The 24399-nt window shown below is 55.5% G+C and carries 25 protein-coding genes and 1 pseudogene; 10 read left to right on the forward strand and 16 right to left on the reverse strand.

What is annotated here, in order from left to right; all coding sequences use genetic code 11:
• The first annotated feature begins 582 nt into the window (after positions 1-582).
• Both UTO39_RS00290 and UTO39_RS00295 read left to right on the forward strand, forming a co-directional pair.
• Positions 583-3363, forward strand: coding sequence for a flavocytochrome c (locus UTO39_RS00290; protein ID WP_320726168.1), 2781 nt, complete (start codon positions 583-585; stop codon positions 3361-3363).
• A gap of 58 nt (positions 3364-3421) precedes the next feature.
• Positions 3422-4384 carry an FAD:protein FMN transferase gene (locus UTO39_RS00295; RefSeq protein WP_320726169.1) on the forward strand — a complete coding sequence of 321 codons (963 nt, stop codon included), beginning with the start codon at positions 3422-3424 and terminating at the stop codon, positions 4382-4384.
• On the opposite strand, the gene dcuR is transcribed toward UTO39_RS00295, so the two are convergent.
• Both dcuR and UTO39_RS00305 read right to left on the reverse strand, forming a co-directional pair.
• Entirely contained in the window at positions 4365-5084 is a 720-nt protein-coding gene (gene dcuR, locus UTO39_RS00300) for a two-component system response regulator DcuR (protein ID WP_151413384.1), read from the reverse strand. The two genes, UTO39_RS00295 and dcuR, sit on opposite strands and share 20 nt — an antisense overlap.
• Positions 5081-6697, reverse strand: a complete 1617-nt coding sequence (locus tag UTO39_RS00305; protein WP_320726170.1) for a sensor histidine kinase — start codon at positions 6695-6697, stop codon at positions 5081-5083. The genes dcuR and UTO39_RS00305 overlap by 4 nt, the downstream gene beginning before the upstream one ends.
• A gap of 165 nt (positions 6698-6862) precedes the next feature.
• Between UTO39_RS00305 and UTO39_RS00310 the strand changes: the two genes are divergently transcribed.
• Positions 6863-7726: an N-acetylmuramic acid 6-phosphate etherase gene (locus tag UTO39_RS00310; RefSeq protein WP_320726171.1), complete on the forward strand. Its 864-nt coding sequence runs from the start codon at positions 6863-6865 to the stop codon at positions 7724-7726.
• A gap of 55 nt (positions 7727-7781) precedes the next feature.
• Here the strand turns inward: UTO39_RS00310 and ompC are convergent, their stop codons facing one another.
• Positions 7782-8942 (reverse strand): porin OmpC, encoded by a 1161-nt coding sequence (gene ompC, locus UTO39_RS00315; protein WP_320726172.1) that lies wholly within the window; start codon positions 8940-8942, stop codon positions 7782-7784.
• 285 nt (positions 8943-9227) lie between these two features.
• On the opposite strand from ompC, the gene UTO39_RS00320 reads away from it, so the two are divergent.
• The 3 genes from UTO39_RS00320 (at position 9228) to UTO39_RS00330 (ending at position 11878) form a co-directional block, all read left to right on the forward strand.
• The gene (locus UTO39_RS00320; protein ID WP_320726645.1) at positions 9228-9929 is read left to right on the forward strand and encodes a phosphohydrolase; all 702 of its coding nucleotides are present in this window, start codon (positions 9228-9230) and stop codon (positions 9927-9929) included.
• Between the two features lie 61 nt (positions 9930-9990).
• Positions 9991-11406, forward strand: a complete 1416-nt coding sequence (locus UTO39_RS00325; RefSeq protein ID WP_320726173.1) for a DNA cytosine methyltransferase — start codon at positions 9991-9993, stop codon at positions 11404-11406.
• Positions 11387-11878, forward strand: coding sequence for a very short patch repair endonuclease (locus tag UTO39_RS00330; RefSeq protein WP_253542648.1), 492 nt, complete (start codon positions 11387-11389; stop codon positions 11876-11878). Before UTO39_RS00325 ends, UTO39_RS00330 begins: the two co-directional genes overlap by 20 nt.
• Here the strand turns inward: UTO39_RS00330 and yedA are convergent.
• Positions 11850-12764 carry a drug/metabolite exporter YedA gene (gene yedA, locus UTO39_RS00335; protein WP_061097749.1) on the reverse strand — a complete coding sequence of 305 codons (915 nt, stop codon included), beginning with the start codon at positions 12762-12764 and terminating at the stop codon, positions 11850-11852. The two genes, UTO39_RS00330 and yedA, sit on opposite strands and share 29 nt — an antisense overlap.
• A gap of 174 nt (positions 12765-12938) precedes the next feature.
• On the opposite strand from yedA, the gene UTO39_RS00340 reads away from it, so the two are divergent.
• From UTO39_RS00340 to dgcQ, 3 genes are all read left to right on the forward strand, one after another.
• Positions 12939-13853, forward strand: a complete 915-nt coding sequence (locus UTO39_RS00340; protein ID WP_320726646.1) for a DUF808 domain-containing protein — start codon at positions 12939-12941, stop codon at positions 13851-13853.
• A gap of 78 nt (positions 13854-13931) precedes the next feature.
• Positions 13932-14114, forward strand: a complete 183-nt coding sequence (locus UTO39_RS00345; RefSeq protein WP_061097751.1) for a YodC family protein — start codon at positions 13932-13934, stop codon at positions 14112-14114.
• 73 nt (positions 14115-14187) lie between these two features.
• Positions 14188-15888, forward strand: a complete 1701-nt coding sequence (gene dgcQ, locus UTO39_RS00350) for a cellulose biosynthesis regulator diguanylate cyclase DgcQ (protein ID WP_320726174.1) — start codon at positions 14188-14190, stop codon at positions 15886-15888.
• Here the strand turns inward: dgcQ and UTO39_RS00355 are convergent.
• Positions 15873-16673, reverse strand: a complete 801-nt coding sequence (locus tag UTO39_RS00355) for a mannosyl-3-phosphoglycerate phosphatase-related protein (protein ID WP_320726175.1) — start codon at positions 16671-16673, stop codon at positions 15873-15875. The genes dgcQ and UTO39_RS00355 overlap by 16 nt on opposite strands.
• 301 nt (positions 16674-16974) lie before the next feature.
• Positions 16975-17202: a YodD family peroxide/acid resistance protein gene (gene yodD / locus UTO39_RS00360; protein ID WP_048959254.1), complete on the reverse strand. Its 228-nt coding sequence runs from the start codon at positions 17200-17202 to the stop codon at positions 16975-16977.
• Positions 17203-17338: 136 nt separating this feature from the next.
• Here yodD and dsrB point away from each other — a divergent pair, with 136 nt between their 5' ends.
• Positions 17339-17527 carry a protein DsrB gene (gene dsrB, locus UTO39_RS00365; protein ID WP_013097741.1) on the forward strand — a complete coding sequence of 63 codons (189 nt, stop codon included), beginning with the start codon at positions 17339-17341 and terminating at the stop codon, positions 17525-17527.
• Positions 17528-17629: 102 nt separating this feature from the next.
• Here dsrB and rcsA read toward each other — a convergent pair whose 3' ends face one another.
• The 10 genes and pseudogenes from rcsA to fliJ all read right to left on the reverse strand — a co-directional run bounded on the left by rcsA (position 17630) and on the right by fliJ (position 24399).
• Positions 17630-18253: a transcriptional regulator RcsA gene (rcsA, locus tag UTO39_RS00370; RefSeq protein ID WP_013097740.1), complete on the reverse strand. Its 624-nt coding sequence runs from the start codon at positions 18251-18253 to the stop codon at positions 17630-17632.
• 287 nt (positions 18254-18540) lie between these two features.
• Positions 18541-19333 (reverse strand): annotated as a pseudogene (gene fliR, locus UTO39_RS00375) (flagellar biosynthetic protein FliR); the annotation flags it as partial.
• A gap of 7 nt (positions 19334-19340) precedes the next feature.
• Positions 19341-19610, reverse strand: coding sequence for a flagellar biosynthesis protein FliQ (gene fliQ, locus UTO39_RS00380; protein WP_008500315.1), 270 nt, complete (start codon positions 19608-19610; stop codon positions 19341-19343).
• 9 nt (positions 19611-19619) lie between these two features.
• Positions 19620-20357 (reverse strand): flagellar type III secretion system pore protein FliP, encoded by a 738-nt coding sequence (gene fliP / locus UTO39_RS00385; protein WP_061097755.1) that lies wholly within the window; start codon positions 20355-20357, stop codon positions 19620-19622.
• On the reverse strand, positions 20357-20731 hold the full coding sequence (gene fliO / locus UTO39_RS00390) for a flagellar biosynthetic protein FliO (RefSeq protein WP_059355662.1): 375 nt from the start codon (positions 20729-20731) through the stop codon (positions 20357-20359). The genes fliP and fliO overlap by 1 nt, the downstream gene beginning before the upstream one ends.
• 2 nt (positions 20732-20733) lie before the next feature.
• Positions 20734-21147, reverse strand: coding sequence for a flagellar motor switch protein FliN (fliN, locus tag UTO39_RS00395; protein WP_003859592.1), 414 nt, complete (start codon positions 21145-21147; stop codon positions 20734-20736).
• Positions 21144-22148, reverse strand: coding sequence for a flagellar motor switch protein FliM (gene fliM / locus UTO39_RS00400; RefSeq protein ID WP_028013703.1), 1005 nt, complete (start codon positions 22146-22148; stop codon positions 21144-21146). The genes fliN and fliM overlap by 4 nt, the downstream gene beginning before the upstream one ends.
• Positions 22149-22152: 4 nt before the next feature.
• Positions 22153-22623: a flagellar basal body-associated protein FliL gene (gene fliL / locus UTO39_RS00405; RefSeq protein WP_021241388.1), complete on the reverse strand. Its 471-nt coding sequence runs from the start codon at positions 22621-22623 to the stop codon at positions 22153-22155.
• A gap of 106 nt (positions 22624-22729) precedes the next feature.
• Positions 22730-23959 carry a flagellar hook length control protein FliK gene (fliK, locus tag UTO39_RS00410; RefSeq protein WP_151412563.1) on the reverse strand — a complete coding sequence of 410 codons (1230 nt, stop codon included), beginning with the start codon at positions 23957-23959 and terminating at the stop codon, positions 22730-22732.
• Positions 23956-24399: a flagellar export protein FliJ gene (gene fliJ / locus UTO39_RS00415; protein ID WP_045631642.1), complete on the reverse strand. Its 444-nt coding sequence runs from the start codon at positions 24397-24399 to the stop codon at positions 23956-23958. Before fliJ ends, fliK begins: the two co-directional genes overlap by 4 nt.

Consider the following 24399-nt stretch of genomic DNA (forward strand, 5'->3'; position numbering starts at 1 on the left):
TCGGTCGCACTGAAAAACAAAATTGCTTTCTTAAGTTTCTTTGCTTTTTTTAGTTATTAAAGGTGCTTTCTTGTATTTTCAGTAATAGCGATTTAACGCTTTTTTTCCTGCGTTAAATTAAAAAATGATGATGTTTTTATATTGCGCTTTTGAATGCCATAACTATTGATCGAGATCAAAAAAACAGAATTGCAGCGTTATTTTTATGCTTTTATTAATAACCACTCTGGCGTATGTGGTTATTATCTTTTTTGCGGGTTTATTTTATCATTTTTGTAACAGGCTAAATTTTAATTTCAATCTATCTTATTGATTCATTTTGAACTTTTTGATTTTTGGTGAAATGGTTTTACCATTCTTTATTTAACGAATTTTAAAATATTGTAAATGCCTGAATGACAATCGCTAACACCAATGTATTATTAGTGTTATTGCAGGGATTAAATAGTTTTTTAACTAACGTAATAGCTTTAGAAACTAAAAAAATCATTATATTAATATCATGACATCGGCAAATAACGACGAAATAAAAAACCAATCCGATAACGAATTCTCAATTTTTAAAAGTTTGGAGTTTCTATTATGAGCACTAACGAACGCATTCTTAGCCCCTTCACATTACCGAATGGCACTGAACTGAAAAACCGTTTGTTAATGGCCCCGATGACAACCTGTACCGGCTACTATGACGGCACCGTCACCAGCGAGCTGGTGGAGTACTATCGGGCCCGTTCCGGCAGCATTGGTACCATCATCGTGGAGTGCTGCTTTGTCGACGATCTCGGTCTCGCCTTCCCGGGGGCGATCGGGATTGATAACGACGAGAAAATTGCCGGGCTGGCGAAAATCGCCGAGGCCATTAAGTCCAAAGGCTCTAAGGCGCTGCTGCAGATCTACCACGGCGGCCGCATGGTTGACCCGAAACTGATCGGTGGCCGTACTCCGGTGGGCCCAAGCGCCGTGGCCGCGCCGCGTGACGGTGCCGCGACGCCGGTTGCCCTGACCGCAGAAGAAGTGGAAGGCATGATCGGCAAGTTTGGTGAAGCCGTGCGCCGCGCCATCCAGGCCGGTTTCGACGGCGTGGAGATCCACGGGGCGAACACCTATCTGATTCAGCAGTTCTACTCCCCAAACTCCAACCAGCGCGACGACGAGTGGGGCGGCAGCCGCGACAACCGCGCGAAGTTCCCGCTGGCGGTGCTGGATATTACCCACAAAATGGTGCGCCAGTACGCCGATGACGCCTTCATCATCGGCTACCGCTTCTCCCCTGAAGAACTCGAAGTACCGGGCATCCGCTTTGAGGACACCATGTACCTGCTGGAGAAACTGGCGGCGCGCGGCGTGGACTATCTGCACTTCTCCGTGGGCGCCACCCTGCGTCCTTCCATTGTTGACACCCAGGACCCGACGCCGCTGATCGAAAAATACTGCGCGATGCGCTCTGAAACGCTGGCGCAGGTTCCGGTGATGGGCGTGGGCGGCGTGGTGAATGCGTCAGACGTGAATGAAGCGCTGGACCACGGTTACGACCTGATTGCCGTTGGCCGCGCCACCATTGCCTACCCGGACTGGACCGACCGCATCGCGGCGGGCGAAAGCCTTGAGCTATTTATGGACAGCACCAGACGCGAGGAACTGAGCATTCCTGAACCGCTGTGGCGCTTCTCGCTGGTGGAAGCGATGATCCGCGACATGAGCATGGGCGAGTCCAAATTCAAACCCGGCACCTTTGTTGAGAAAGTGCAGGACGACGCTAACGAACTGGTGATTAACGTCAGCCTCGAAACCGACCGCATTGCGGACATCGAGCTCGCCTCCGGCCCGAGTGAAGACGTTGAGTTTGTCACCAGCTTTGAAGAGATCCGCACCCGCATTCTGGATGCCAATACCCCGCACGTGGATGCCATTACCGGCGCAACCAGCCAGAGCGAGGCGGTGAAAAAAGCGGTCTCTAAAGCGATGCTGAAATCCAGCAAGGCGCTGGCTGCGGAAGAGGGCGTTGACCCGAACGAAACCCGCAGCGTGGACGTGGTGGTGGTCGGCAGCGGCGGCGCCGGTCTGGCGGCGGCCATTCAGGCTCACGACGAAGGCGCAAGCGTGCTGATCGTCGAGAAAATGCCAACCATCGGCGGGAACACCATTAAAGCCTCTGCCGGGATGAACGCCGCAGAAACCCGCTTCCAGCGCGTGAAGGGCATTCAGGACAGCAAAGAGCTGTTCTATCAGGAAAGCCTGAAAGGCGGCGGCAACAAGAACGACCCGGAACTGCTGCGTCGCTTTGTCGAGAACGCGCCGGAAGCGATTGAGTGGCTGGCAGCGCGCGGCATCATGCTGAACGACATCACCACCACCGGCGGGATGAGCATTGACCGTACGCACCGTCCAAAAGACGGCTCGGCGGTGGGCGGCTACCTGATCAGCGGCCTGGTGCGTAACGTCAACAAGCGCAACATTGAAGTGATGCTGGATACCTCCGTCAGCGACATCATCTTCGAGAACGGTGAAGTGACCGGCGTGTGCCTGACCACTGAAGAGAACGAAACCGTCACCGTGGCAGCTAAAAGCGTGATCGTGGCAACCGGCGGCTTCAGCGCCAACAGCCAGATGGTGGTGAAATACCGCCCGGATCTGGAAGGGTTCGTCACGACTAACCATAAAGGGGCGACCGGCGGCGGTATCGCGCTGCTGGAACGTATTGGCGCAGGCACCGTGGATATGGGGGAAATTCAGATCCACCCAACCGTTGAGCAGAAAACCTCGTACCTGATTTCCGAATCCATTCGCGGCGGCGGGGCGATTCTGGTCAATCAGCAGGGCAACCGCTTCTACAACGAAATGTCGACCCGCGATAAAGTCTCGGCGTCAATCATCGCGCTGCCGGAAAAATACGCGTACATCGTCTTTGACGAGCACGTTCGTGCTAAAAACAAAGCCGCGGATGAGTACATCGCAAAAGGCTTCGTGACCAGCGCCAGCTCGCCGAAAGCCCTGGCGGAAGCGCTGGGTATGGATTATCACCAGTTCCTGGCAACGCTTGAGCGCTACAACGGCTTTGTGGAAAAACAGCACGACGATGATTTTGGCCGCACCACCGCGCTGCGTGCGCCCATCAACGAAGGGCCGTTCTACGCCATTCAGATTGCGCCGGGCGTGCACCACACCATGGGCGGCGTGACCATCAACACCGAAACCTGCGTGCTGGACAGCAACCACAACGTGCTGCCGGGGGCATTCGCGGCGGGTGAAGTGGTCGGGGGCATTCACGGCGGCAACCGTATCGGCGGTAACGCGGTGGCAGATATCATTATTTTTGGTACCCTTGCCGGACATCAGGCGGCGATGCGCTCAAAAAGAACGTAAGGCTCCTGTTTCCCCGGCGGCACGGTGCCTGCCGGGGCTACATCTGAGGACTCATGCTATGCCTGATAGCCATCGCGTTTACAGCTACTCCGCCGTTCTGATGGGCTCGCCCATTCTCCTGAAGCTCTTCTCCCATGACGAAGCTCTCGCGTCCCGCGTTTTCCGCCTGATTAAACAGTACGAAGATCTCCTCACCGTTAACCGCGCGCATTCCCAGGTGATGGACATCAACCATGCGGCGGGCCAACATCCGGTTACCGTCAGCCGTCCGGTGTTTGAGCTCATCCGCTGTGCCAAAGCGGCAAGCCTGATTAAAAACAGCGCCTTTAACCTGGCGATCGGCCCGCTGGTGAAGTGCTGGAAGATTGGCTTTCAGGGAGACAGCGTTCCGCCTGCTGATGACATTGCGTCCCTGCTGGCGATAACCCGGCCCGAGGATGTCATCCTTGATGAGGCGCAGAGCAGCGTGTTTCTGGCCAGAGCGGGGATGGAGGTTGACCTGGGTGCCATCGCCAAAGGCTATATCGCCGACCGGGTGCGGGACTACCTGCGTAAAGAGGGCGCTGAGCTGGGGCTGATCAACCTCGGCGGAAACATCCAGACGTTAGGTTCGCCGGAAGGGGGCTGGAGCGTGGGGCTGAAAAAACCGTTCGCCGGTGGCGCGCTGATCGGTGCGATGACGGTGGAGAACCTCTCCGTGGTGACCTCGGGAACGTACGAGCGCTACTTCGAGCAGAACGGCAAGCGCTATCACCACATTCTCGACCCGCGTACCGGGTACCCGCTGGACAACGAGCTGGAGAGCGTCACCATCATTTCAAAAGATTCCATCGACGGTGATATCTGGACCACGCTGATGTACGGCATGGGGGTAGAGAAGGGCTGCGCCGCCCTGCGCGCGCGCGCCGATATAGAAGCTATCTTTGTGACCAAAACAAAAGAAGTGGTGTTCTCTTCAGCACACCACTTCCGTTTTACCCTTCTGGACGAGAGCTACCGCGTTACTGACAGTACTGTTTGAGCAGCCCGATCTGTTCCGGCTGTAAGCGGTAGCGATACACCGGGCGGCCTGTGGCACCGTAGTGAATGCTGGTGAACAGAATGTTGATCTGCGCAAGCCAAATCAGGTACTTACGGCAGGAGACGCGGGAGATATTGACTGCGTTAGCCAGATCGTCGGTGGAAAATTCCGTCTCCGGGTGGCCGTCAATCCACTGGCAAATCGTGCGCAGCGTTTGCGGCGTTAACCCCTTCGGCAATTTTTTACTGTCCGCCAGCTCCGGCGCGCCGCCGTGGATCAGCCGGTCGACGTCCGCCTGCTCGTAATACTGATGCGAGCCCATCAGGCTGTGCTTTGCCTTCCAGCCGTTCAGCGCCTCTTCAAAGCGCGGGAACTGGAACGGCTTTATCAGATAATCCACCACGCCGTAGTGGATGGAGGTCTGGATCGTGGCGGCATCGGCGGCCGAGGAGATCATAATCACATCAATCGGGCGGCCTGACGCGCGAATGTCGGGCAGCAGATCCAGCCCGTTATCCTGCTGCATATAGACGTCCAGCAGCACCAAATCGACAGGCTGGCTGGGGTTATTGATAATGGCCCTGGCCTGGCTGAGCGTGGAGGCGACGCCGCAGCAGCTAAAGCCTTCAACGCGGTTGACGTACAGACGGTTGAGGTCAGCCACCATGGCATCATCATCGACAATTAATACATTTATCACGCGATATTCCTCTCGCTATCCCAGGGGATGTGAACAAAAAATTGGGTAAATACGCCAGGCTCAGACTCGACGGTAATATCGCCGCCCAGGTTCTGGATCTGCTGGCGAGCAAGGAACAGCCCAACGCCGCGGTTTTCACCTTTTGTTGAGAACCCCTTAGTAAAAATAGCCTCCAGCTGAGTGGGATCAATGCCGGGGCCATCGTCGCTGACTTCACAGCTGAGCCAGCCATTCTGGTAATGCAGCAGCAGACCAATCTCGCCTTCCGGCTGTCCTGCCATCGCGTCGAGCGCGTTTTCGATTAGATTACCCAGTGCGGTAATCAGCACCGCAACCTGCTCTTCGCTGGCGGTATCCGGGATCAGGCATTCATCCGCCAGCGTCAGGGTAACGCCGGCCTCTTTCGCCCGGTTGATTTTGCCCAGCAGGAACCCGGCAACGACCGGGGACTTTACCTTGCTCTGGATCGTACCGATATCCGTCTGGTAGTTATGCGCCGTCTGGATGATGTACTCCTCCAGCTTGTCGTAGCGCTTCATGTGCAGCAGGCCCAGGATCACATGCAGTTTATTCATAAACTCGTGCGTGTGGCTGCGCAGGGCGTCGACGTAGTTGACCATGCCATCGATACGCTGCATCAGCTGGCTGATTTCCGTTTTATCGCGGAAGGTGGCTATCGCACCGATGACACGCTCCTGGCTTTTGACGGGCACCATGTTGCACAATAGCAGCCGACCGTTACAGCTGATCTCTCGATCCTGAAGCGCGACGCCCGTCGTTGAAACCTCCCGCAGGCTGGCCAGAAGGGGAGCGCTGGCGTTTTCCGTCTGCTTGCCCGAGGGCAGGAGTAAAATTTCTCTGGCGGTGTGGTTAATCATCGTCACGCGACCGTGAATGTCGACGGCCAGTACCCCTTCGCGAAGCGACTGCAGCATCGCCTGGCGCTGTTCGAACAGGGCGGAGATTTCATAGGGTTCGAGCCCGAAAAGAATGCGCTTCAGCACCCGTACCAGACCCCAAATCGCCATCGAACTCATAAAGATGCTGAACAAAATCGTCCAGAGCGCGTTAAGCCGCCCGCGGGCTATCTGGTCTTCCACCTTCTTCAGGGAGATGCCGACCACGACGACCCCGATCTGATCGTGCTGGCTGTCATAGACCGGCGTGAAAACGCGAAGCGCTTCGGCGAGGGCGCCGCGGTTAACCGAGACATTCTCTTTGCCCTCCAGCGCGGGCTCCAGATCGTTGCCGATGAAATGCAGGCCGATGAGCGCCTCGTTCGGGTGCGAGTAGCGTATTCCCCGCATGTCGGTCACCACGGTGAGCAGCAGATCGTTGCGTTGGGTGACGGCTTTGGCGATGGGCTGAATGATGTCGGCCTGCGGCGACTGCATCAGGCCGCGCTGGATCTCCGGGCTGTCGGCCAGCGTGCGGGCGATGCCCAGAGCGGTATCTTTTACATCATCGCGGGTCGCCCGGGTGATCTGCACGGAATAGAGCGCAAAAACTACCAGCAGCACAGAGGCGATAATCGCGGACACCATTAACGTGACCAGCGTGTACAGTTTCATGGGGCGCTTGCGCGTCAGAGGGAAAGGCTGCAAATCGCTCATCAACACTCCGCGATGATTAAGAAAGGGGGTGATTATCGCTGATGATGGGCTTTTCTTAAAGCCATGTAAAAGCGTCGATTTGCTCTTCTTTTCGTGACCCCACTCGCAGGTCATCTATATAAAACACTTTATAGTGTGTGGGTACTCATAATAAGGAGGCTGTTTATGAGCATTACGCTTACCGGTTCAGTCAAGGAAAGACGGCACGCCAGCACGATGAATATAGATAGATTGTCCACGCTGGACATGCTGAAGGTTATTCACCAGGAAGATGCACGCATTTCTGCTGCTATAACACCCTGCTTAACGACAATCTCCCGCGTGGTGGATAACGCCACCGCGGCGCTCAACCACGGTGGCCGTCTGGTCATCGTCGGGGCAGGACCGTCGGGCTGCACCGCACGGCAGGCTGCGGATGACTATGCGCCGGGTAAAACTCCGGTAATTGCCGTGACGGCAGGAGAGGGAGAAGGGAGCTACGAGCGCGGGGTCGCTGACCTGCAGGCCATCAAATTTGGTGAACACGATATGATGCTGGCGGTGACCGTCAGCGGAAAAACGCCGTGGGTCTGGGGAGCGATGCGGCATGCCTGGTCGCTGGGGGCACCGGTTGCGGTCATCACCGGTGATGCACAAAGTGAAGCGGCGCAGCTGGCAAGCATCGTAGTTGCCCCGGAACTGGGGGCCGATGTGGTTGCCGGGTATCTCAATACCAGGGCGGGGATCGCGCAAAAAATGATCCTCTCGATGATTACCACCGGGCTGGCCGTTCGCACCGGACGCGTTTACAGCAACCTGCGTGTGGATCTTGAGGCAAGCAACACTAAATGGGCCGAACGGCAAATCGCCATCGTGATGGAGGCGGGGGGATGCACCCGTGCGCAGGCAAAAGCCGCGCTGGAGAGCTGTAACCATCACTGTAAAACGGCGGTGCTGATGGTGCTGACCGGTCTGGATGCGTGGAAAGCCCACGAGCTGCTGGCGCAGAATAACGGGTTTATTCGCGTGGCGCTGCAGGAAGCGCCGTAAACGCGGCCTTGAAATGAAAAAAGCCCGCGAATGCGGGCTTTAATGTTTTTGGCGATTAGAACTGGTAGGTCATGCCTACGCCAACGATGTCATCGGTAGAGATGCCGTTTGCTTCATAGAAGCGTTCATCGTTGTCCAGCATGTTGATTTTATAGTCAACATAGGTAGAGAAGTTCTTGTTAAAGCTGTAGGTCATACCCAGGTCGATGTAGTTAACCAGGTCCATATCACCAGACTGACCCTGAGGGTTGCTGGCGTTGCCTGGGTAAGTCATGTCTTTACCCTTGGAGTAAACCCATGCCAGGGATGGACGCAGGCCGAAGTCGAACTGGTACTGTGCTACTGCTTCAAAGTTCTGGGTCTGATCCGCGATTCCATAATCACCATATGGAGTCATGTTGCGGGTTTCAGCGTACATCATTGCCAGATAGATGTTATTGGCATCATATTTCGCGCCAAGAGTCCATGCTTCTGCGGTTTTACCGCTGGCAAAGCGCGCGTTATTTACGCCCACAGCTTCTTGTGCGTTGGTACGGTCAGAAGAAGAGTATGCCGCACCCAGGCTCAGGCCGGACAGGTCGCCGGAGAAGTCATAGGAAGTAGACATGCCATAGCCGTCGCCGTTCTGGAAGCGTACGTCATCATGACCGTTTTTGGTGCCTTCCTGGTCTTCCTGAGCATACTGGCCCTCGTTCGCACCCTGATACTGCAGCGCGAAGTTCAGACCTTCAACCAGACCGAAGAAATCGGCGTTGCGGTAGGTTGCCAGACCGTTAGCACGACCGTTCATGAAGTTATCGGTCCAGGTATAAGAATCACCGCCAAATACCGGCAGCATATCGGTCCAGGCTTCAACGTCATACACGACGCCATAATTACGGCCGTAGTCAAATGAACCGTATTCGCCATATTTCAGGCCAGCATATGCCAGACGGTTAAATGATTTACCGGCGCCTTCGGTATCGTTAGCGTAAGTTTTATATTCCCACTGACCATAACCGGTCAGCTCGTTAGCGATCTGCGTTTCGCCTTTGAAACCAATCTGTACATAGGTTTCATCGCCATCGTCGCCAGGGTTGTCAGAGAAGGTATGACGCGCGTCAACTTTGCCGTACAGGTCAACTTTGTTGCCGTTTTTGTTGTACATTTCAGCCGCATGCGCTGCGCCAGCCATTAATAAAGCGGGTACAAGAATTGCCAGAACTTTTCTTTTCATTATATATTCCCTTTAAAGATAATTAATATGAATATATGTAATCACCCTCCGTAATTACGTGGTTGATACTATTCTACGGATTGTTAATTTGGTTCAAAAATAAATGTAATTAAATTAGTAAAAATATTGCAAAATATTTCTATTAATCTCTTTATTTTTCTGATGAATTAATGATTTGAAAGTATTGCGGGTAATTATTGTTAAGTATTTCGAATTTCTATTATTAAATTTATTTAATATGGCTATGTTATAATTCCTTCCCCATTTTCGTTACAGGAAAATATGATGGATATCACACAGTGGCAGCAGCGCTTTGAATCCTGGCTAAAAGAACATCACGCGACCGACGACACCGCGCACGATGTGTCACATTTCCGCCGCGTCTGGATAACGGCGCAGAAAATGATGGTTCATCATCAGGTCGACCCGCTAACGATCCTCACCGCCTGCTACTTTCACGACATCGTCAGCCTGCCGAAAAACCATCCTGAACGCGGACAGTCGTCGCGCCTGGCTGCGCGCAGGACGCGGGAGATTCTTCACCGCGATTTCCCTGACTTCCCGCCCGATCGCTACGCCGCCGTGGAGCACGCCATCGAGGCGCACAGTTTCAGCGCCGGCCTGACGCCGCACACGATTGAGGCCAAAATTGTCCAGGATGCAGATCGTCTCGAGGCGCTGGGGGCGATTGGCCTGGCGCGCGTGTTTGCCGTATCAGGCGCGCTGGGCGTACCGCTTTTCAACGCGGACGATCCGTTTGCCGACGCGCGACCGCTTGATGACCGCGCGTTTGCGCTCGATCATTTTCAGACTAAGCTGCTGCGCTTGCCTGATACAATGCAAACCGACGTCGGGCGCGAGCTCGCACAGCACAACGCCGATTTTCTGATTCAGTTTATGGCGAAACTCAGTGCCGAATTACAGGGCGACTGCATCGGGCTGGATAGCCAGATTCAACACCGCTTCCGTCGCAGTTTGCGAAAGTGAACTGTGGTAATCTGTTTTCAGTCTTTATTGCCCGGTTAAAAGAATGCAGGAAAATCGATCAGTGACAGAGCCCGCGCCTGAGCAGGCTGAGAAGTCAACGGCAACGGTGCAGGCATTGCTGCGCCAGCTGCTGGATATTTATGACGCTAAAACGCTGGCAAACCAGCTGGTGGCGCACGGCGAGAGCCACTGGAGCCCGGCCATCCTTAAGCGACTGCTGACCAGCGATCGGGCAGGGCGTCGCCTGAGCGAAGGCGAGTTTCGTTATCTGCAAAATCTGCTTCCGCAGCCGCCTGCCGCGCACCCGAACTATGCCTTCCGCTTTATCGATCTGTTTGCCGGCATCGGTGGCATCCGGCACGGCTTTGAAGCTATCGGCGGTCAGTGCGTGTTTACCAGCGAGTGGAACAAACATGCGGTACGCACCTATAAAGCGAACTGGTACTGCGATCCGCATGAACATCATTTCAACGCCGATATCCGCGACGTTACCCTGAGCCATAAAAGCGGCGTCACGGATGAACAGGCCGCCGAGCACATTCGTCAGACGATTCCGGCACATGACGTGCTGCTGGCGGGCTTCCCGTGCCAGCCTTTCTCGCTGGCCGGCGTTTCCAAAAAGAATGCCCTCGGGCGTGCCCACGGTTTCGCCTGCGATACGCAGGGAACGCTGTTTTTTGACGTGGCCCGAATCATTGACGCCCGTCGCCCGGCCATATTCGTGCTGGAAAACGTCAAGAACTTAAAGAGCCACGACGGTGGAAAGACCTTCCGCATTATCATGCAAACGCTGGACGAGCTGGGCTATGACGTGGCCGATTCCGCGGACATGGGCGCGGATGACCCGAAAATCATCGACGGGAAACACTTCCTGCCCCAGCATCGCGAACGCATTGTGCTGGTCGGTTTCCGCCGCGATCTCAATCTGAAGGGGGATTTCACCCTGCGGGATATTCCCTCCTTATACCCCGAGCGCCGTCCAACCATTGCCGACCTGCTGGAGCCGGTGGTCGACGCGAAATTTATCCTTACGCCGATCCTGTGGAAATACCTCTACCGCTATGCCAAAAAGCATCAGGCCAAAGGCAACGGCTTCGGGTTTGGCATGGTGAACCCAAACGATCCGCACAGCGTGACCCGCACGTTGTCCGCTCGCTACTACAAAGACGGCGCGGAAATCCTTATCGACAGAGGCTGGGATAAAGCGCTGGGCGAGAAAGATTTCGACGATCCGCAAAACCAGCGTCACCGTCCTCGGCGTCTTACGCCGCGGGAGTGCGCCCGGCTGATGGGCTTTGAAACGCCGCAGGGCTACCGTTTCCGTATTCCGGTTTCGGACACCCAGGCTTACCGTCAGTTTGGCAACTCGGTGGTGGTGCCCGCGTTTGCGGCGGTGGCAAAACTGCTGGCCTCGCGCATCAGACAGGCGGTGGCGCTCCGCCAGGGTGAGGCCGTCAATGACGGACGTTCACGATAAGGCCACGCGCAGCAAAAACATGCGTGCCATCGGCACGCGTGACACCGCGATTGAAAAGCGTCTGGCCGGGCTGCTGACGCAGGCGGGCTTTGACTTTCGCGTGCAGGATCCCGCGCTTGCGGGTCGCCCGGATTTCGTCATCGACGCGTATCGGTGCATTATCTTCACCCACGGCTGTTTCTGGCATCATCACGACTGCTACCTGTTTAAAGTCCCGGCGACGCGCACCGATTTCTGGCTGGAGAAGATTGGCAAGAACGTTGAGCGCGACGCCCGGGATCTCGCCACGCTTGTCGCGCAGGGCTGGAGAGTGCTGATCGTTTGGGAGTGTGCGCTAAGAGGACGGTTAAAGCTGAACGATGCCGATCTGAGCGAACGGCTGGAAGAGTGGATCTGCGGCGGCGGTGAAACCGCGCAGATCGACACCCAGGGAATTCACGCGCTTACGGTTTCTCCACCTCACAAGGCGTAACAACAGGCTTTGCCGGCAGCAAATATTTGCCTAAAGTCACCAGTACGACGGCAAAAACAATCACCCCTAAAGCTAACCACTCAACCGGAGAGAGCGTTTCACCGCCAAGCCCGGTGCCGAGCAGCACGGCCACGACCGGGTTGACGTAGGCATAGCTGGTGGCAACCGCCGGAGAGACGTTGCGGATCAGGAACATGTAGGCGTTGATGGCGATGAGAGAGCCAAACAGCGCCAGGTAGCCTACCGCCAGGAAGCCCGACAGCGGCGGCAGGGTAGTCAACTTCTCTCCCGTCAGGGCTGAGGCCAGCAGCAGCACAATCCCAGCCGCAAGCATCTCTATTGCCCCCGCCATCATGCCGGTCGGCAGTTCGATACGTGAACCGTATACGGAACCAAACGCCCAGCTCATCGAACCGATAAGGATAATCACAGCGCCCCACGGATTCCCGCTCAGGTTACCGCCGCTGTTGAGGAGAATAATGCCGGCAAGGCCGATGCCAATCCCCAGCCACTCCAGCTTGCGGGTGCGGATGCCGAAAAGACGGCTAAAGCAGAGGGTAAACAGCGGTACGGTAGCAACGACCACGGCGGCGATCCCAGACGGTACGTTCTGGTGCTCGGCAATGGTCACAAAGCCATTCCCGACCGCCAGCAGCAGCAGGCCGATCAGGGCGGCGTTCAGCATTGGGCGAAGCGGAGGAAGCTTATGCCCGCGCAGCAGCAGGAAGGCCAGCAGCAGCACGCCCGCCGAAAGGAAGCGAATGCCCGCCATCATCAGCGGCGGCCAGCTTTCCACGCCGATGCGAATGACAAAATAGGTTGAACCCCAGATGATATACAGCGAAAAAAGTGCCCCGATAAGCGGAAGCAGTTGCCGGAAACGCATAATCCCTCACGACGAAATAAAAAGGTCGCTGATAGTAAACGCGAAAACTATCGCGCTGGCGAGCCCTTTAATTGTGTAGATGATGTGAAATTTTTGTTGACGAAAGGTGCCTGTTTCCGCGATTGCGCTTTTGCTCCATACTATTCACTTAATTACCAAAAAAGAAGGATCACCATTTTGGCAGGAAGTAGCTTACTAACATTGCTGGATGATATTGCCACCCTACTGGATGATATTTCCGTGATGGGGAAACTGGCGGCGAAGAAAACCGCAGGGGTGCTGGGGGACGATCTCTCGCTTAACGCCCAACAGGTGAGCGGAGTACGGGCTAACCGCGAGCTGCCGGTGGTGTGGGGCGTGGCAAAAGGCTCGTTTCTGAATAAAGTGATCCTGGTGCCGCTGGCGCTGTTGATCAGCGCATTCATTCCCTGGGCCATCACGCCGCTGCTGATGATTGGCGGGGCGTTTTTATGTTTCGAAGGGGTGGAGAAGGTTCTGCACTCCTTGAGCTCGCGCAAGCAGAAGGATACCCCGGAGGCGCGGCAGCAGCGCCTTGAAGCGCTGGCCGCGCAGGATCCGAAAGTCTTCGAGCGCGATAAAATCAAAGGCGCCATTCGCACCGACTTTATTCTTTCAGCAGAGATCGTTGCCATTACGCTGGGCATTGTCTCCGATGCGCCGCTGCTGAATCAGGTGATGGTCCTCTCCGGGATCGCCATTCTGGTTACGGTAGGCGTCTACGGCCTGGTCGGGCTGATCGTTAAGCTCGATGATATCGGCTACTGGCTGGAGGAGAAATCCAGCGCGGTGGCAAAAGGCATCGGCAAAAGCTTGCTGACGCTGGCGCCGTGGCTGATGAAGAGCTTGTCCGTGGTGGGCACCCTCGCGATGTTCCTCGTGGGCGGCGGTATTGTGGTTCACGGCATTGCTCCGCTGCACCATGCTATCGAACATTTCGCCTCGGCGCAGGGGGGCGTGGTGGCAGCGATTCTGCCGACGTTGCTGAATCTTGTGCTGGGCTTTATCGTTGGCGCTATCGTGGTGGTGGCGGTGAAACTGGTCGAAAAAATGCGCGGTACGGCGCACTAATTGTTACCTGTTGCGGTGTGCAAAAAGACCATTCCTCGTCTAAATTGAAACAGTTTCACCCTGATACAGGAGGCAGGTATGGTCTTTTTGGTCAGTGATGAAGTTAAGCCTAAGAAGGGCGGCCCGCGTATGATTGTCACCGGGTATTCCAGCGGAATGGTGGAATGTCGGTGGCATGATGGCTATAGCATTAAGCGGGAAGCCTTTCGTGAAGATGAGCTTCAGCCCGGTGACGGACAGCGCAAGCACGATCAGGCTTAATCACATAACGCCCGGCATTGCCGGGCGTTTTTACCTGAAGTAGCGGGTGTAAAGCAGTAATCAGGGAGTGTGTGTGCAGCGCGATACCTTTGTTGTAAGACGATCTTTTCTGCAATGGCTGCATAAGCGTAGCAATCCGGGTTTGATTGTTAACCTCTGTTTTATCGTTGTTCTGGTCTTTTCCACCCTCCTGACCTGGCGTGAGGTGGTGGTCCTCGAAGAGGCGTATATCTCCAGCCAGCGTAATCATCTGGAAACCGTGGCCAGCTCGCTGGACAGGCAGCTGCAGTACAGCGTGGATAAAATGCTGTTATTTCGCCAGAGCATGCGCGATGCGCTACAGACGCCGCTGGCCTTCAATGTTTTGCATGATGCGGTGTCGCGCTTTAACGCTCTCCGCATGCGTCCCACCTGGCAGCTTGTTGTTGATAAAAATCGCACGCTTCCGATTAACGGCGTTTCGGATGCGTTTGTCGAAAAAACCTCGCTTCTGAACCGGGATGCTGAACGCATCAGCAATGAAATTTCAGCCGCGCTTGAGGTGGGATACCTGCTCAGGCTGGCGACGTCGAGCAGGCATAGCGAATCGCGAGTGATCTACGTTTCACGCGCCGGGTTTTATCTTTCGACGGACACGCTATCAGAGGCGACCAATATTATCCCCCGCTATTATCACCTGGTCACGCAGTCCTGGTTTACCCAGCAGTCGGAACGTAACAATCGCACCCGCGCGGTGCGCTGGTTTATCTCCACGCCGTCATCCTGGACCGGTGACGAGAGAACAATCACTGCCAGCGTCCCCATCTATTTCAATCGCTACTGGTATGGCGTGGTGGCGATGGATTTTTCGCTGAACACGATGCAACGCCTGCTGGCAGAGGCGACGGACGACCGGACGGAGGGGGAGTATCAGCTGTACGACTCCCGGCTCAATATGATTGCCTCCACTGAAAAGACTGATAAGCAGGTGAACCATTTCGATGAACGCGAAATCGCGCAGATTGCGCAGGCCATCGAGCACGATACTGGCGGTGGCATCCGCCTCGGCAGCCGGTTCATCAGCTGGCAGCGGCTCGATCACTTTGATGGCCTGGTTTTGCGTGTCCATACTCTGCAGGAAGGGGTACAGGGCGACTTCGGCAGCATCAGTATCGTGCTGGCATTACTGTGGGCGCTCTTCACCGCGATGCTGCTGATTTCATGGCTGGTGATCCGCCGGATGGTCAGCAACATGTACACGCTGCAGCACTCGCTCAAATGGCAGGCCTGGCACGATCCGCTAACCCGCCTGAATAATCGCGGCGCGCTGTTCGAACGCGCGAAGTTGCTGGCGGAGAAGTGTCATCAACAGGCGCTGCCGTTCTCGGTTATTCAGTTAGATCTCGACCATTTTAAAAGCGTCAACGATCGGTTCGGTCACCAGGCCGGTGATAAGGTGCTTTCCCACTCGGCAGGGCTGATTGCCAGCGCGTTGCGTAAAAACGACGTGGCAGGACGCGTGGGCGGGGAAGAGTTTTGCATCGTCCTGCCGGGGCTCGGTCTTGAGGAGGCGAGGGGCGTGGCGGAGCGTATTCGCTGCCGAATCAACAGCAAGGAGATTCTGGTGAAGAAGAGCACGACCCTGCGCATCAGCGCGTCACTCGGCGTCAGCAGCGCGCAGGAAAACCAAAACTACGATTTCGAACAGCTGCAGTCCGTCGCGGATGCCCGGTTATACAAAGCTAAGCAGGACGGACGTAACCGGGTTGTCTGGCACGATCATGACAAAAAGTGATCCAGCCCCTCCTGCCAGCCGAGCGGTCCCGCCTGCCGGGTGTGATAAACCCGGCTGGGGTTATCGTCCCGTAACGTAATACCCTCGCGGTTAATCCCCTTAATCACCACCGCGAAGTCCACGATGTCCAGCAGCGGCGCGTCGTTCGGCCCGTCGCCGAGCCCCAGGGTGGTGGGTTCAATATTTTCCCGTTCACGGTACTGCGCGATCAGCCAGTTAGCCGCAACGTCCTTACCGCAGCCGGCATCGAGAATATGCCAGAAACGGGCTCCCTGCAGGCATTTCAGCCCGCGTTGCGCCAGCGCCGCTTCAAACCGGGCCATGGCTTCGTCGGAATCACGCCAGATGAGGGTGACGGACGCGTCGTGCTTGCGGGCAAGCGCCGCCCGATAGCGGGTCATCCCCGTCCATTCGCTAATGACGCGTTCGTCCACGTCGTCAAAGGTGGTGAATTTGAAGCCTGCCTGCAGGCGGATTTGCTCAATAAGCGGATGAATCTCCCGGTGCGTCATGCCGTTGACGTGGCGCTGACCCATTTCCCAGCGCACGTCAGGCTGAATCACCGCGCCGTTCTCAGCGATAAAAGGTAACCCTTCCAGACCCAGATCCTGCTGAATATCCAGCATCTCTGCCGCGCTCTTGCTGCTGCAGAGGATCACAGGTACCTGGTTCTCCTGCAGTTTATCCAGCCACGGCATCGCGGGCTGCCACTCATAGGTATGAATATCCAGCAGCGATCCATCCAGATCGGAAAAAATCAGCAGGGGACTCCGGAGTGAAAGCATAGTAACTCCCGAAAACGAATAAGCCTTAATCTAAGAATAATCCTAAAAAATTATCCAATTCTAAACCGGATTAAGGAGAACCGATCCAGCCAAACCCGCATTCGGCGTATGTTGTTGCTCATAACCAAAACGATTATGTAAAAAATATTATATTCGCCGTAAGAATATATGCTTGTCATGCAAAATCGTTGGGGATAGTGTTGTTTGTACATCAGATTTCCTGGTGTAACGAATTTTCAAGTGCTTCTTGCATAAGCAAGTTTTGATCCCGGACATCCCCATGACCGGGATTTTTTTCGTCCTAACGATTTGCTTCAGACACGCTAAAGTCGTGAATATCAAGCTCGAAGGCCTCCGCCAGCTCGCGGTAGGTGTGATAATCCCTCCCGTTAACAATGACGTGGTCCGAACCATCGTCCGTGCGGCGGACTTCTGACTCACTGATCTCATTGATGGCGGCCAGCAGGGCATCGACATCCACCTCGACCTCGCGTTTGATGGTGTCGCTGTACTCTTTATCGGTCTTCATTACGGGACTCCTCTTTCAACCTACAAACGTGTCCAAGGTTAAGTATAGCTTGTGCATAAAAACGCCATTCACGCCGTGCGGCGATGTGTGTTTTTGCGTTTTGTTCTACACTGGCTCAAAACCAGAGGAGGAATGTATGAAGGTCAACGATCGGGTAACCGTTAAAACGGACGGTGGGCCGCGCCGCCCGGGGGTGGTGCTGGCAATTGAAGAGTTTAGTGAAGGCACAATGTACCTGGTCTCACTGGAAGACTACCCGCTCGGCATCTGGTTTTTTAACGAACTGGGGCATCCGGACGGCATTTTTGTTGAGAAAGCGGAGTAGTACGGCGTCGGGTGGCATTGCGCATGCCCGACAACGTCCGCAAAAGCAAAAATCTCTGGCCAGGCCAGAGATCAAAGGTAGGGTGCAAAGGGGTTTAAGCCACTAACGCATGTTGACGAAAATCCCGTTCGTCACATTATCGGTCAGACGTACCACGTGATAGATCACTTGCTTATTATGCGTTTTAATTTTCCTTTTAATATTTCCTTTGTGTGACGAAACGGTTTTCGCTTTAATATTCATCTGGTCAGAGATCTGAATAGTGCCTTGTCCCGCCATCCACATTCGCAGCATACTTGATTCAGTCCTGCTTAATGAAAGGGTGGGTAAGTTAACCGCTCCTACATTTTTAACTTCTTTATTCAAATAATCACCCAAAATGTCATCCAGCGACTCGGGTTTAATCGACTTAGAACTAATCAATAAATTTTTACGGACCAACAAATACTCATCGAAATGGATATTCGCGATCGCCATAAAAACAATAAACAGGGTTTTTGGATGCTGATTAATGATTTGCTTAATGTGCTGACTGTTGGCTGGATCGTGAATGAAACAGTCCTCATTAATAAACACCACGCCTGGTTTGAGTTCGTCACAAGCGGCTGCGAGTTCTTCAACGGTGTGTGCATCGTTGATGTCTCTCTTTCTTACCCCTCTGCTTGCCAGGTACCCGGTTAACCCTAGCCGGGTGTAGCTGCATAAATCCATAATGATCGTTGACATGGCATACCCTCACTCAATGCGTAACGATAATTCACCATCTGCCTGAGAGCTCAAAACAGCCATACGGGATGGAAAAAAATAATAAACCTGTGAGCATGACAAAGACTTTCAGGCGGACTCACTATCCCGTAAAGTTACGTATAATTTGCCAGGAATCTTCTTAAAGTAAAGTAAATATTAAGTATTGTGAGATGGTTAGAAACATTTAAACCGCGTCAGATATATCCTGGAAGATGTTTTTCGCGTTTTATTTTAGGAATATCCTCAGAAAGACAATAGCGACCGTGAGGACTATTATTTACGAGGCAATTCGCTGACAATATCCGCTAACAGATTGAATATCTCGCCGAATAAATGTTCACAGAAGGGGGCGATAAGGGGCATCAGTAATGACATTAATAAAATTCCGACCGTCAACGTCAGCGGAAAACCAATCACAAACACCGAGAGCTGCGGTGCCATTCTGTTCAGTAAGCCTAATGCCAGGTTGACGGTGAGCAGCAGCGTGATGATCGGCAGAGCCAGCATCAGACCGTTGAGGAAGATCAGCCCCGCCGCGCGGGTAAGCGCGAGGAAGGCGTTGCTGTTGACCGGGTTATCTCCGATCGGCAACGTATGGAAAGTATCCACCAGCATGGAGATGAGCCACAGATGACCGTTGAGCGACAGAAACAGCAGCATGGCGAGCAGATCGATGATGCGCGCCAGCACCGGCATGTTGAGGTGGCTGCCGGGATCGACAAACGTGGCGAACGATAGCCCCATCTGAAGGCCAATCAGCTCACCGGCCGTGCGCACGGCGGCGAAGGCGAGCTGCATGGTAAAGCCCACGGCGACGCCAATCATCACCTGCTGTAAAGCGACCCATATTGCGTTAGCCGAGAAGATGGGAATATTCACGGTTGGCAAGGAAGGGGCGACAATAATGGTGATGATAATGCCCAGCCCCACCTTAACGCGCTTGGGGATCGCTTTCTCGCTGAGAATGGGGGCGGTGGAGATCAGCGCCAGAATGCGCAGCATCGGCCAGAAATAGACGCCGAGCCACTGAACCCACTGGTCGCTGGTGAAGTGCAGCATCGTCAGGTCAGCCGATGATGTACGGCAGGTTGGTAAACAGGTTGCGCATATAGTCCAGCAGCAGGTTCAGCATCCACGGTCCGGCCACGATAATCGCCACGAACACGGCGATGATTTTCGGGATGAACGACAGCGTCATTTCGTTAATCTGCGTGGCGGCCTGAAGAATACTGATAATCAGGCCGGTAACCAGCGCTACAAGCAGCAGCGGCGCGGCAACGGCAATGGCGATTTTCATCGCTTCCGTGCCCATCATCATGACCGATTCGGGTGTCATTGCCGTTCCTTAACTGTAAAAACTCTGCGCCAGCGAGCTGACCAGCAGCTGCCAGCCGTCGACCAGCACAAAAAGCATGATCTTAAAGGGCAGGGCAATGGTGGCGGGCGGCACCATCATCATCCCGAGCGCCATCAGGACGCTGGCGATCACCAGATCGATAATCAGGAACGGAATAAAAATGGTAAAGCCAATCTGGAACGCGGTTTTCAGCTCGCTGGTGACATAGGCCGGCAGCAGAATGCGCATCGGTACCGCTTCCGGCCCCTGCAGCTCGCCGGTGTTGGACAGGCGGGCAAAGAGGGCCAGGTCCGCTTCGCGCGTCTGGCGCAGCATAAATTCCCGCAGCGGCTGCGCGCCTTTTTCCAGCGCCTCCTGCATCGAGATTTTATCTTCGCTGAACGGCTGGTAGGCGTCGGTATAAATCTTATCGATCACCGGCGACATGATGAAAAAGGTTAAAAACAGCGCCAGCCCCAGAAGCACCTGGTTTGGCGGCGCCGAAGGGGTGCCCAGCGCGTTACGCAGCAGACCAAAGACGATGATGATGCGGGTGAAGCTGGTCATCATCAGCAGGATGGCCGGAATAAAGGTCAGCGAGGTGATGAAGACCAGCGTCTGAACCGGGAGCGACCAGCTCTGGCCGCCACCCGCAATCGGCGTGGAGACCAGACCGGGCAGCTGCGCATAAACCGCAGGAGCAAACAGGCCAATGCCCGCAAGCGTAAGGGATAACAAACGGCGCATCAGGATCTCCCGGAACGCTTAAGCAAACTCTTCATGACGGACTGAAAATCCGCAGGGGCTTGTGCGCGCTCGTCCACCGTGACCGGGGCAGGCGGCAGTTTATGTAATACGTTGATGTTTGAGCCGGTTACGCCCAGAACCAGACGTGCATCTTCTACATCGACGATGACCACGCGTTCGCGCGGCCCAAGCGTGGTGCTGGCGCTGACCTTCAGGCCGCGGGTGCCGGCAGTTTTACCCGCCAGGCCAAAACGCTTTGCCAGCCAGGCGGCGATAAGAATAAAGGCAATAATACCGAACAACGCCCCGCTCACCTGGAGCAGCGGGGAGCCGGGTACGGCGGACGGCTGTGATATTGTTGCCTGGGTTTTCATACTTAACGGCTCAGACGACGCATGCGTTCAGACGGGGTAATGATGTCGGTGATGCGCACGCCGTATTTGTCGGCTACCACCACCACTTCACCCTGGGCAATCAGATAACCGTTGATCAGAATATCCAGCGGCTCGCCGGCCAGGCCGTCAAGGGCCACAACTGAACCCTGCGTGAGGCGCAGCAGCTCTTTAATGGTCATCCGGGTGCGTCCCAGTTCAACGGTCAGCTTAACCGGGATGTCCATAATCAGGTCGATGTCCTGCAGCGTGCCGCTGACGTCGCCGCCGCCGAGCTGCTGGAATACCGCGTCCGCCGCGCTTTTCGTCGGAGTCGTTTTTTGCTCGTTTAACGCGTCAGCCCACAGATCGTCCAGTGCTCCGCTGTTTTCATCGGACGGATTGTTCATGTCACTCATTTGGGCTGTTCCTCATTCAGCGAATTCAAAATCGGGTTGATCAAGTGCTCAACGCGTAACGCATACTGACCGTTAATCGTGCCGTACTGGCTTGTAAGTACCGGGACACCATCCACGTGGGCAATAATGCGGTCGGGTTTGTCTATCGGCAAAACGTCGCCGGGTTGTAATTTCAGGATCTGGGATAACCGCATCGAGATGTCGGCAAAGTTTGCCACCAGCTCCAGCTGCGAGTGCTGCACCTGGCGCACCAGGTTTTCACGCCAGTTCTGATCTTCGTTGCGTGAGTTCTCCAGCGGCGGGTTAACCAGCAGCTCGCGCAGCGGTTCAATCATGCTGAACGGCAGGCAGATGTTGAACTCACCGGTCAGGTTACCGATCTCCACGTGGAACGGCGTATTGACGACGATATCGTTCGGGGAGGTGGTGATATTGGTAAATTTCACCTGCATCTCGGAACGGACGTACTCCACTTCCAGCGGGTTAATCGCTTTCCACGCGTCGCTGTAGGACTCCAGCGCCAGCTTCAGCATGCGGTTAATGACGCGCTGCTCGGTGTGGGTAAATTCACGACCTTCCACTTTGGTCGGAAAACGCCCGTCGCCGCCGAACAGGTTATCCACCGCGATGAACACCAGGCTTGGGGAGAACACCACCAGACCGGTGCCGCGCAGCGGCTTCAGATGAATCAGGTTAAGGTTGGTTGGCACCGGCAGGTTGCGGGCAAACTCATGATACGGCTGAATGCGGATCGCACCGACCGTGATATCCGGGCTACGACGCAGCAGGTTAAACAGCCCCATACGGAACTGACGTGCAAAACGTTCGTTAATGATCTCCAGCGCCTGCAGACGTTCACGGACGACGCGACGCTGGGTATTGGGATCGTAAGGACGAATATTATCGTCGCCGGTGAGACCCGGTTGCGGGTCGTCACTCTTATCGCTGTCGCCGTTAAGCAGCGCGTCGATTTCTGCCTGAGAAAGAATACTGTCGCCCATGTCGTTACCGCAGAATAAAGGCTGTGTACAGAACGTCAGTGACTTCCTGCTTAGGTTGACCGTTTACCAGCGGGGTGGCCAGCGTCTGCTTGATGGCGTCGACCAGCTTTTGCTTACCCACGTCGGTAGCCAGCGCGGAGGCGTCCTGACGAGAAAACAGCAGGAGAAGGCGGCTACGCACTTCCGGCAGATAATCGTTCAGGCGCGCGCGGGTCGCTTCGTCCTTCAGGCGCAGCGTAATACCGACATACAGCACGCGATCCGCATCACCGAGGTTAACGGTGAAGGTGTCCAGAGGGAAAAAGACCGGCGCCGGCGGTGGGGCAGGTTCGGCTTTGGCCGCAGCGGTTGAAGGTTCCTGCTGCATACGCCAGTAACTATAGCCCGCGGTAGCGCAGGCGGCGAGCGTGATCAACACCAGCAGCGGGATCCAGATGGAACGCTTGCTTTTTTTGGTGATAGCGGAGTCTGTCATCTGATACGAGCTTCCTGTTTCGGTACAGCTTAATAAGGTGATTATCCCGTGTCCTGCCGTCGTCAAAGCGTGGAAAAGACGGGGATAATCACGCTACCTCTGGCGTTTAGGCGAAGATGTCTACGGCGCCGTTACCGCGCGCCGCGGATTGCAGGGCGGCGGGGGTCGGCAGGAGCTCATCGCTCTCTTCATTAAAACCGCCGTGCTGGCCGGAACGCGAGGCATGGTGCTGCTGGGATGAAGACTGCTGCTGCCCGGCAAAGCTCTCGCTGCTAACGCTGCTCTGAGAAAGCTGAATGCCGTTTTCCGCCAGCGAGGTCCGCAGGACCGGCAGCGCGGCTTCCAGCGCCGCGCGCACGTGGCTGTGCGCTGAGACCATCTGCAGCTGTGCCTGGTTATCGTCCAGCTTCAGCGAGATTTGTACCTGGCCCAGATCTTCCGGGTGCAGGCGCAGCTCCGCCGTCTGCTGGCCCTGCTTAGTGAACAGGGTGATGTGCTGGCTCAGGGACTGCTGCCATTCGTGGGTGCCCAGAGGCTGGCTTAACACCGGCGCGGTGGCAACGGTGGCGGCAGGCTGGCTGGCCGCATGGCTGGACATAATCGGTGCCAGGGTAGCGGTCGGCGAAGAGGACGAGGAAGAACTGGCGAACTCCTGCTTCTCTGCGGCTGCGGCCACGACCGGTGTGGCAGGCGCGTTGGCGGCGAGATCCGGGCCGTTGTTCTTCGCCTGGCTCTGATAGGACGCAGAAAGCTGCGCTTTATCATGGCTTCCCGCAGGCGCGTTCAGGTACGGCTGTCCCGCACCGTTTTGCGAAAGCGTTGCTGAACTCAGCGTCGAGGTTGCGGAAACGCCGTCGCTGCCAGCCGCACGAGAGGCGGTAGTCTGCTGGTGCGGCAGCATCGCCATCAGCGCGCTTAATCCGGCCAGCTCTTCTTCGCTCAGCTCGGTTTTACCGTCATCTTTGCCGCTGGCCGCGGTGAGCGTCTTCAGCGCGTCGCCCTTTGACAGCGGCACCAGCCCGGAAACCAGGGTTTCAAGGGGCGCGGACTCCGACGTTTCAACGCCATTCAGCGCAGGCTGACGCGCGAGCAGGTCGGCAATTTTGGCCTGCAGAGCGGTATCGCCTTTGGCCTCCTGCGCGACTTTCGACAGCTTGCTGCCGGCGGCTTTCAGGTCTGCCAGGGTGAGCGGCGCATCGTTGCCCTTGCCCGTTGCGTCCGTCAGGGCGCCCGCCAGCAGGGAGAGAAAGTCCTGTGCACCCTCGGTGCCTTTCCCTGTTTGCATCCCGCCTGACAGGTCGCTGTCGCTCATCAGCAGTTGTTGCAGTGTGATCATTCCGGTTTCCTCATTGATGCGCGCTGGGCAAACTCATCCATTTTTTTCTGATCCAGGCGGTTTTCCGCCAGGGTTGAGGCTGCAATCTGCCGGTCCTGTAAGGTCTGCCAGGCCTGCAGCCGCTGTTTTTTTTCGCGCCAGAAATTCAGCGCGGTATCGACTTTTTGGGTCCACTGGCTGAGCTGCTGGCGGTGCTGCTCTATCGCCTTCTCGAGCGTCTGGATAAACTGCTGATAGTTAATCCAGCGCTGGCTGCCAATGCCCTGCGTCATATCGGTATTGAGGTTGGTGCGATATTCATGCTGATAGTCGATTAACATCTTCAACTGTTCTTCAGCCTGCTGGCACCCGCGTCGCATTGCGCCAAGCTGCAATGCGGCATCATCAACTTCTTTCTCAGCCAGATCTTTCAGCGTTGATAACGCGCTGTTTTGCGCCAT

The sequence above is a fragment of the Enterobacter sp. 118C5 genome (assembly GCF_034107645.1).
GTDB classification, from domain to species: Bacteria; Pseudomonadota; Gammaproteobacteria; order Enterobacterales; family Enterobacteriaceae; genus Enterobacter; species Enterobacter nematophilus.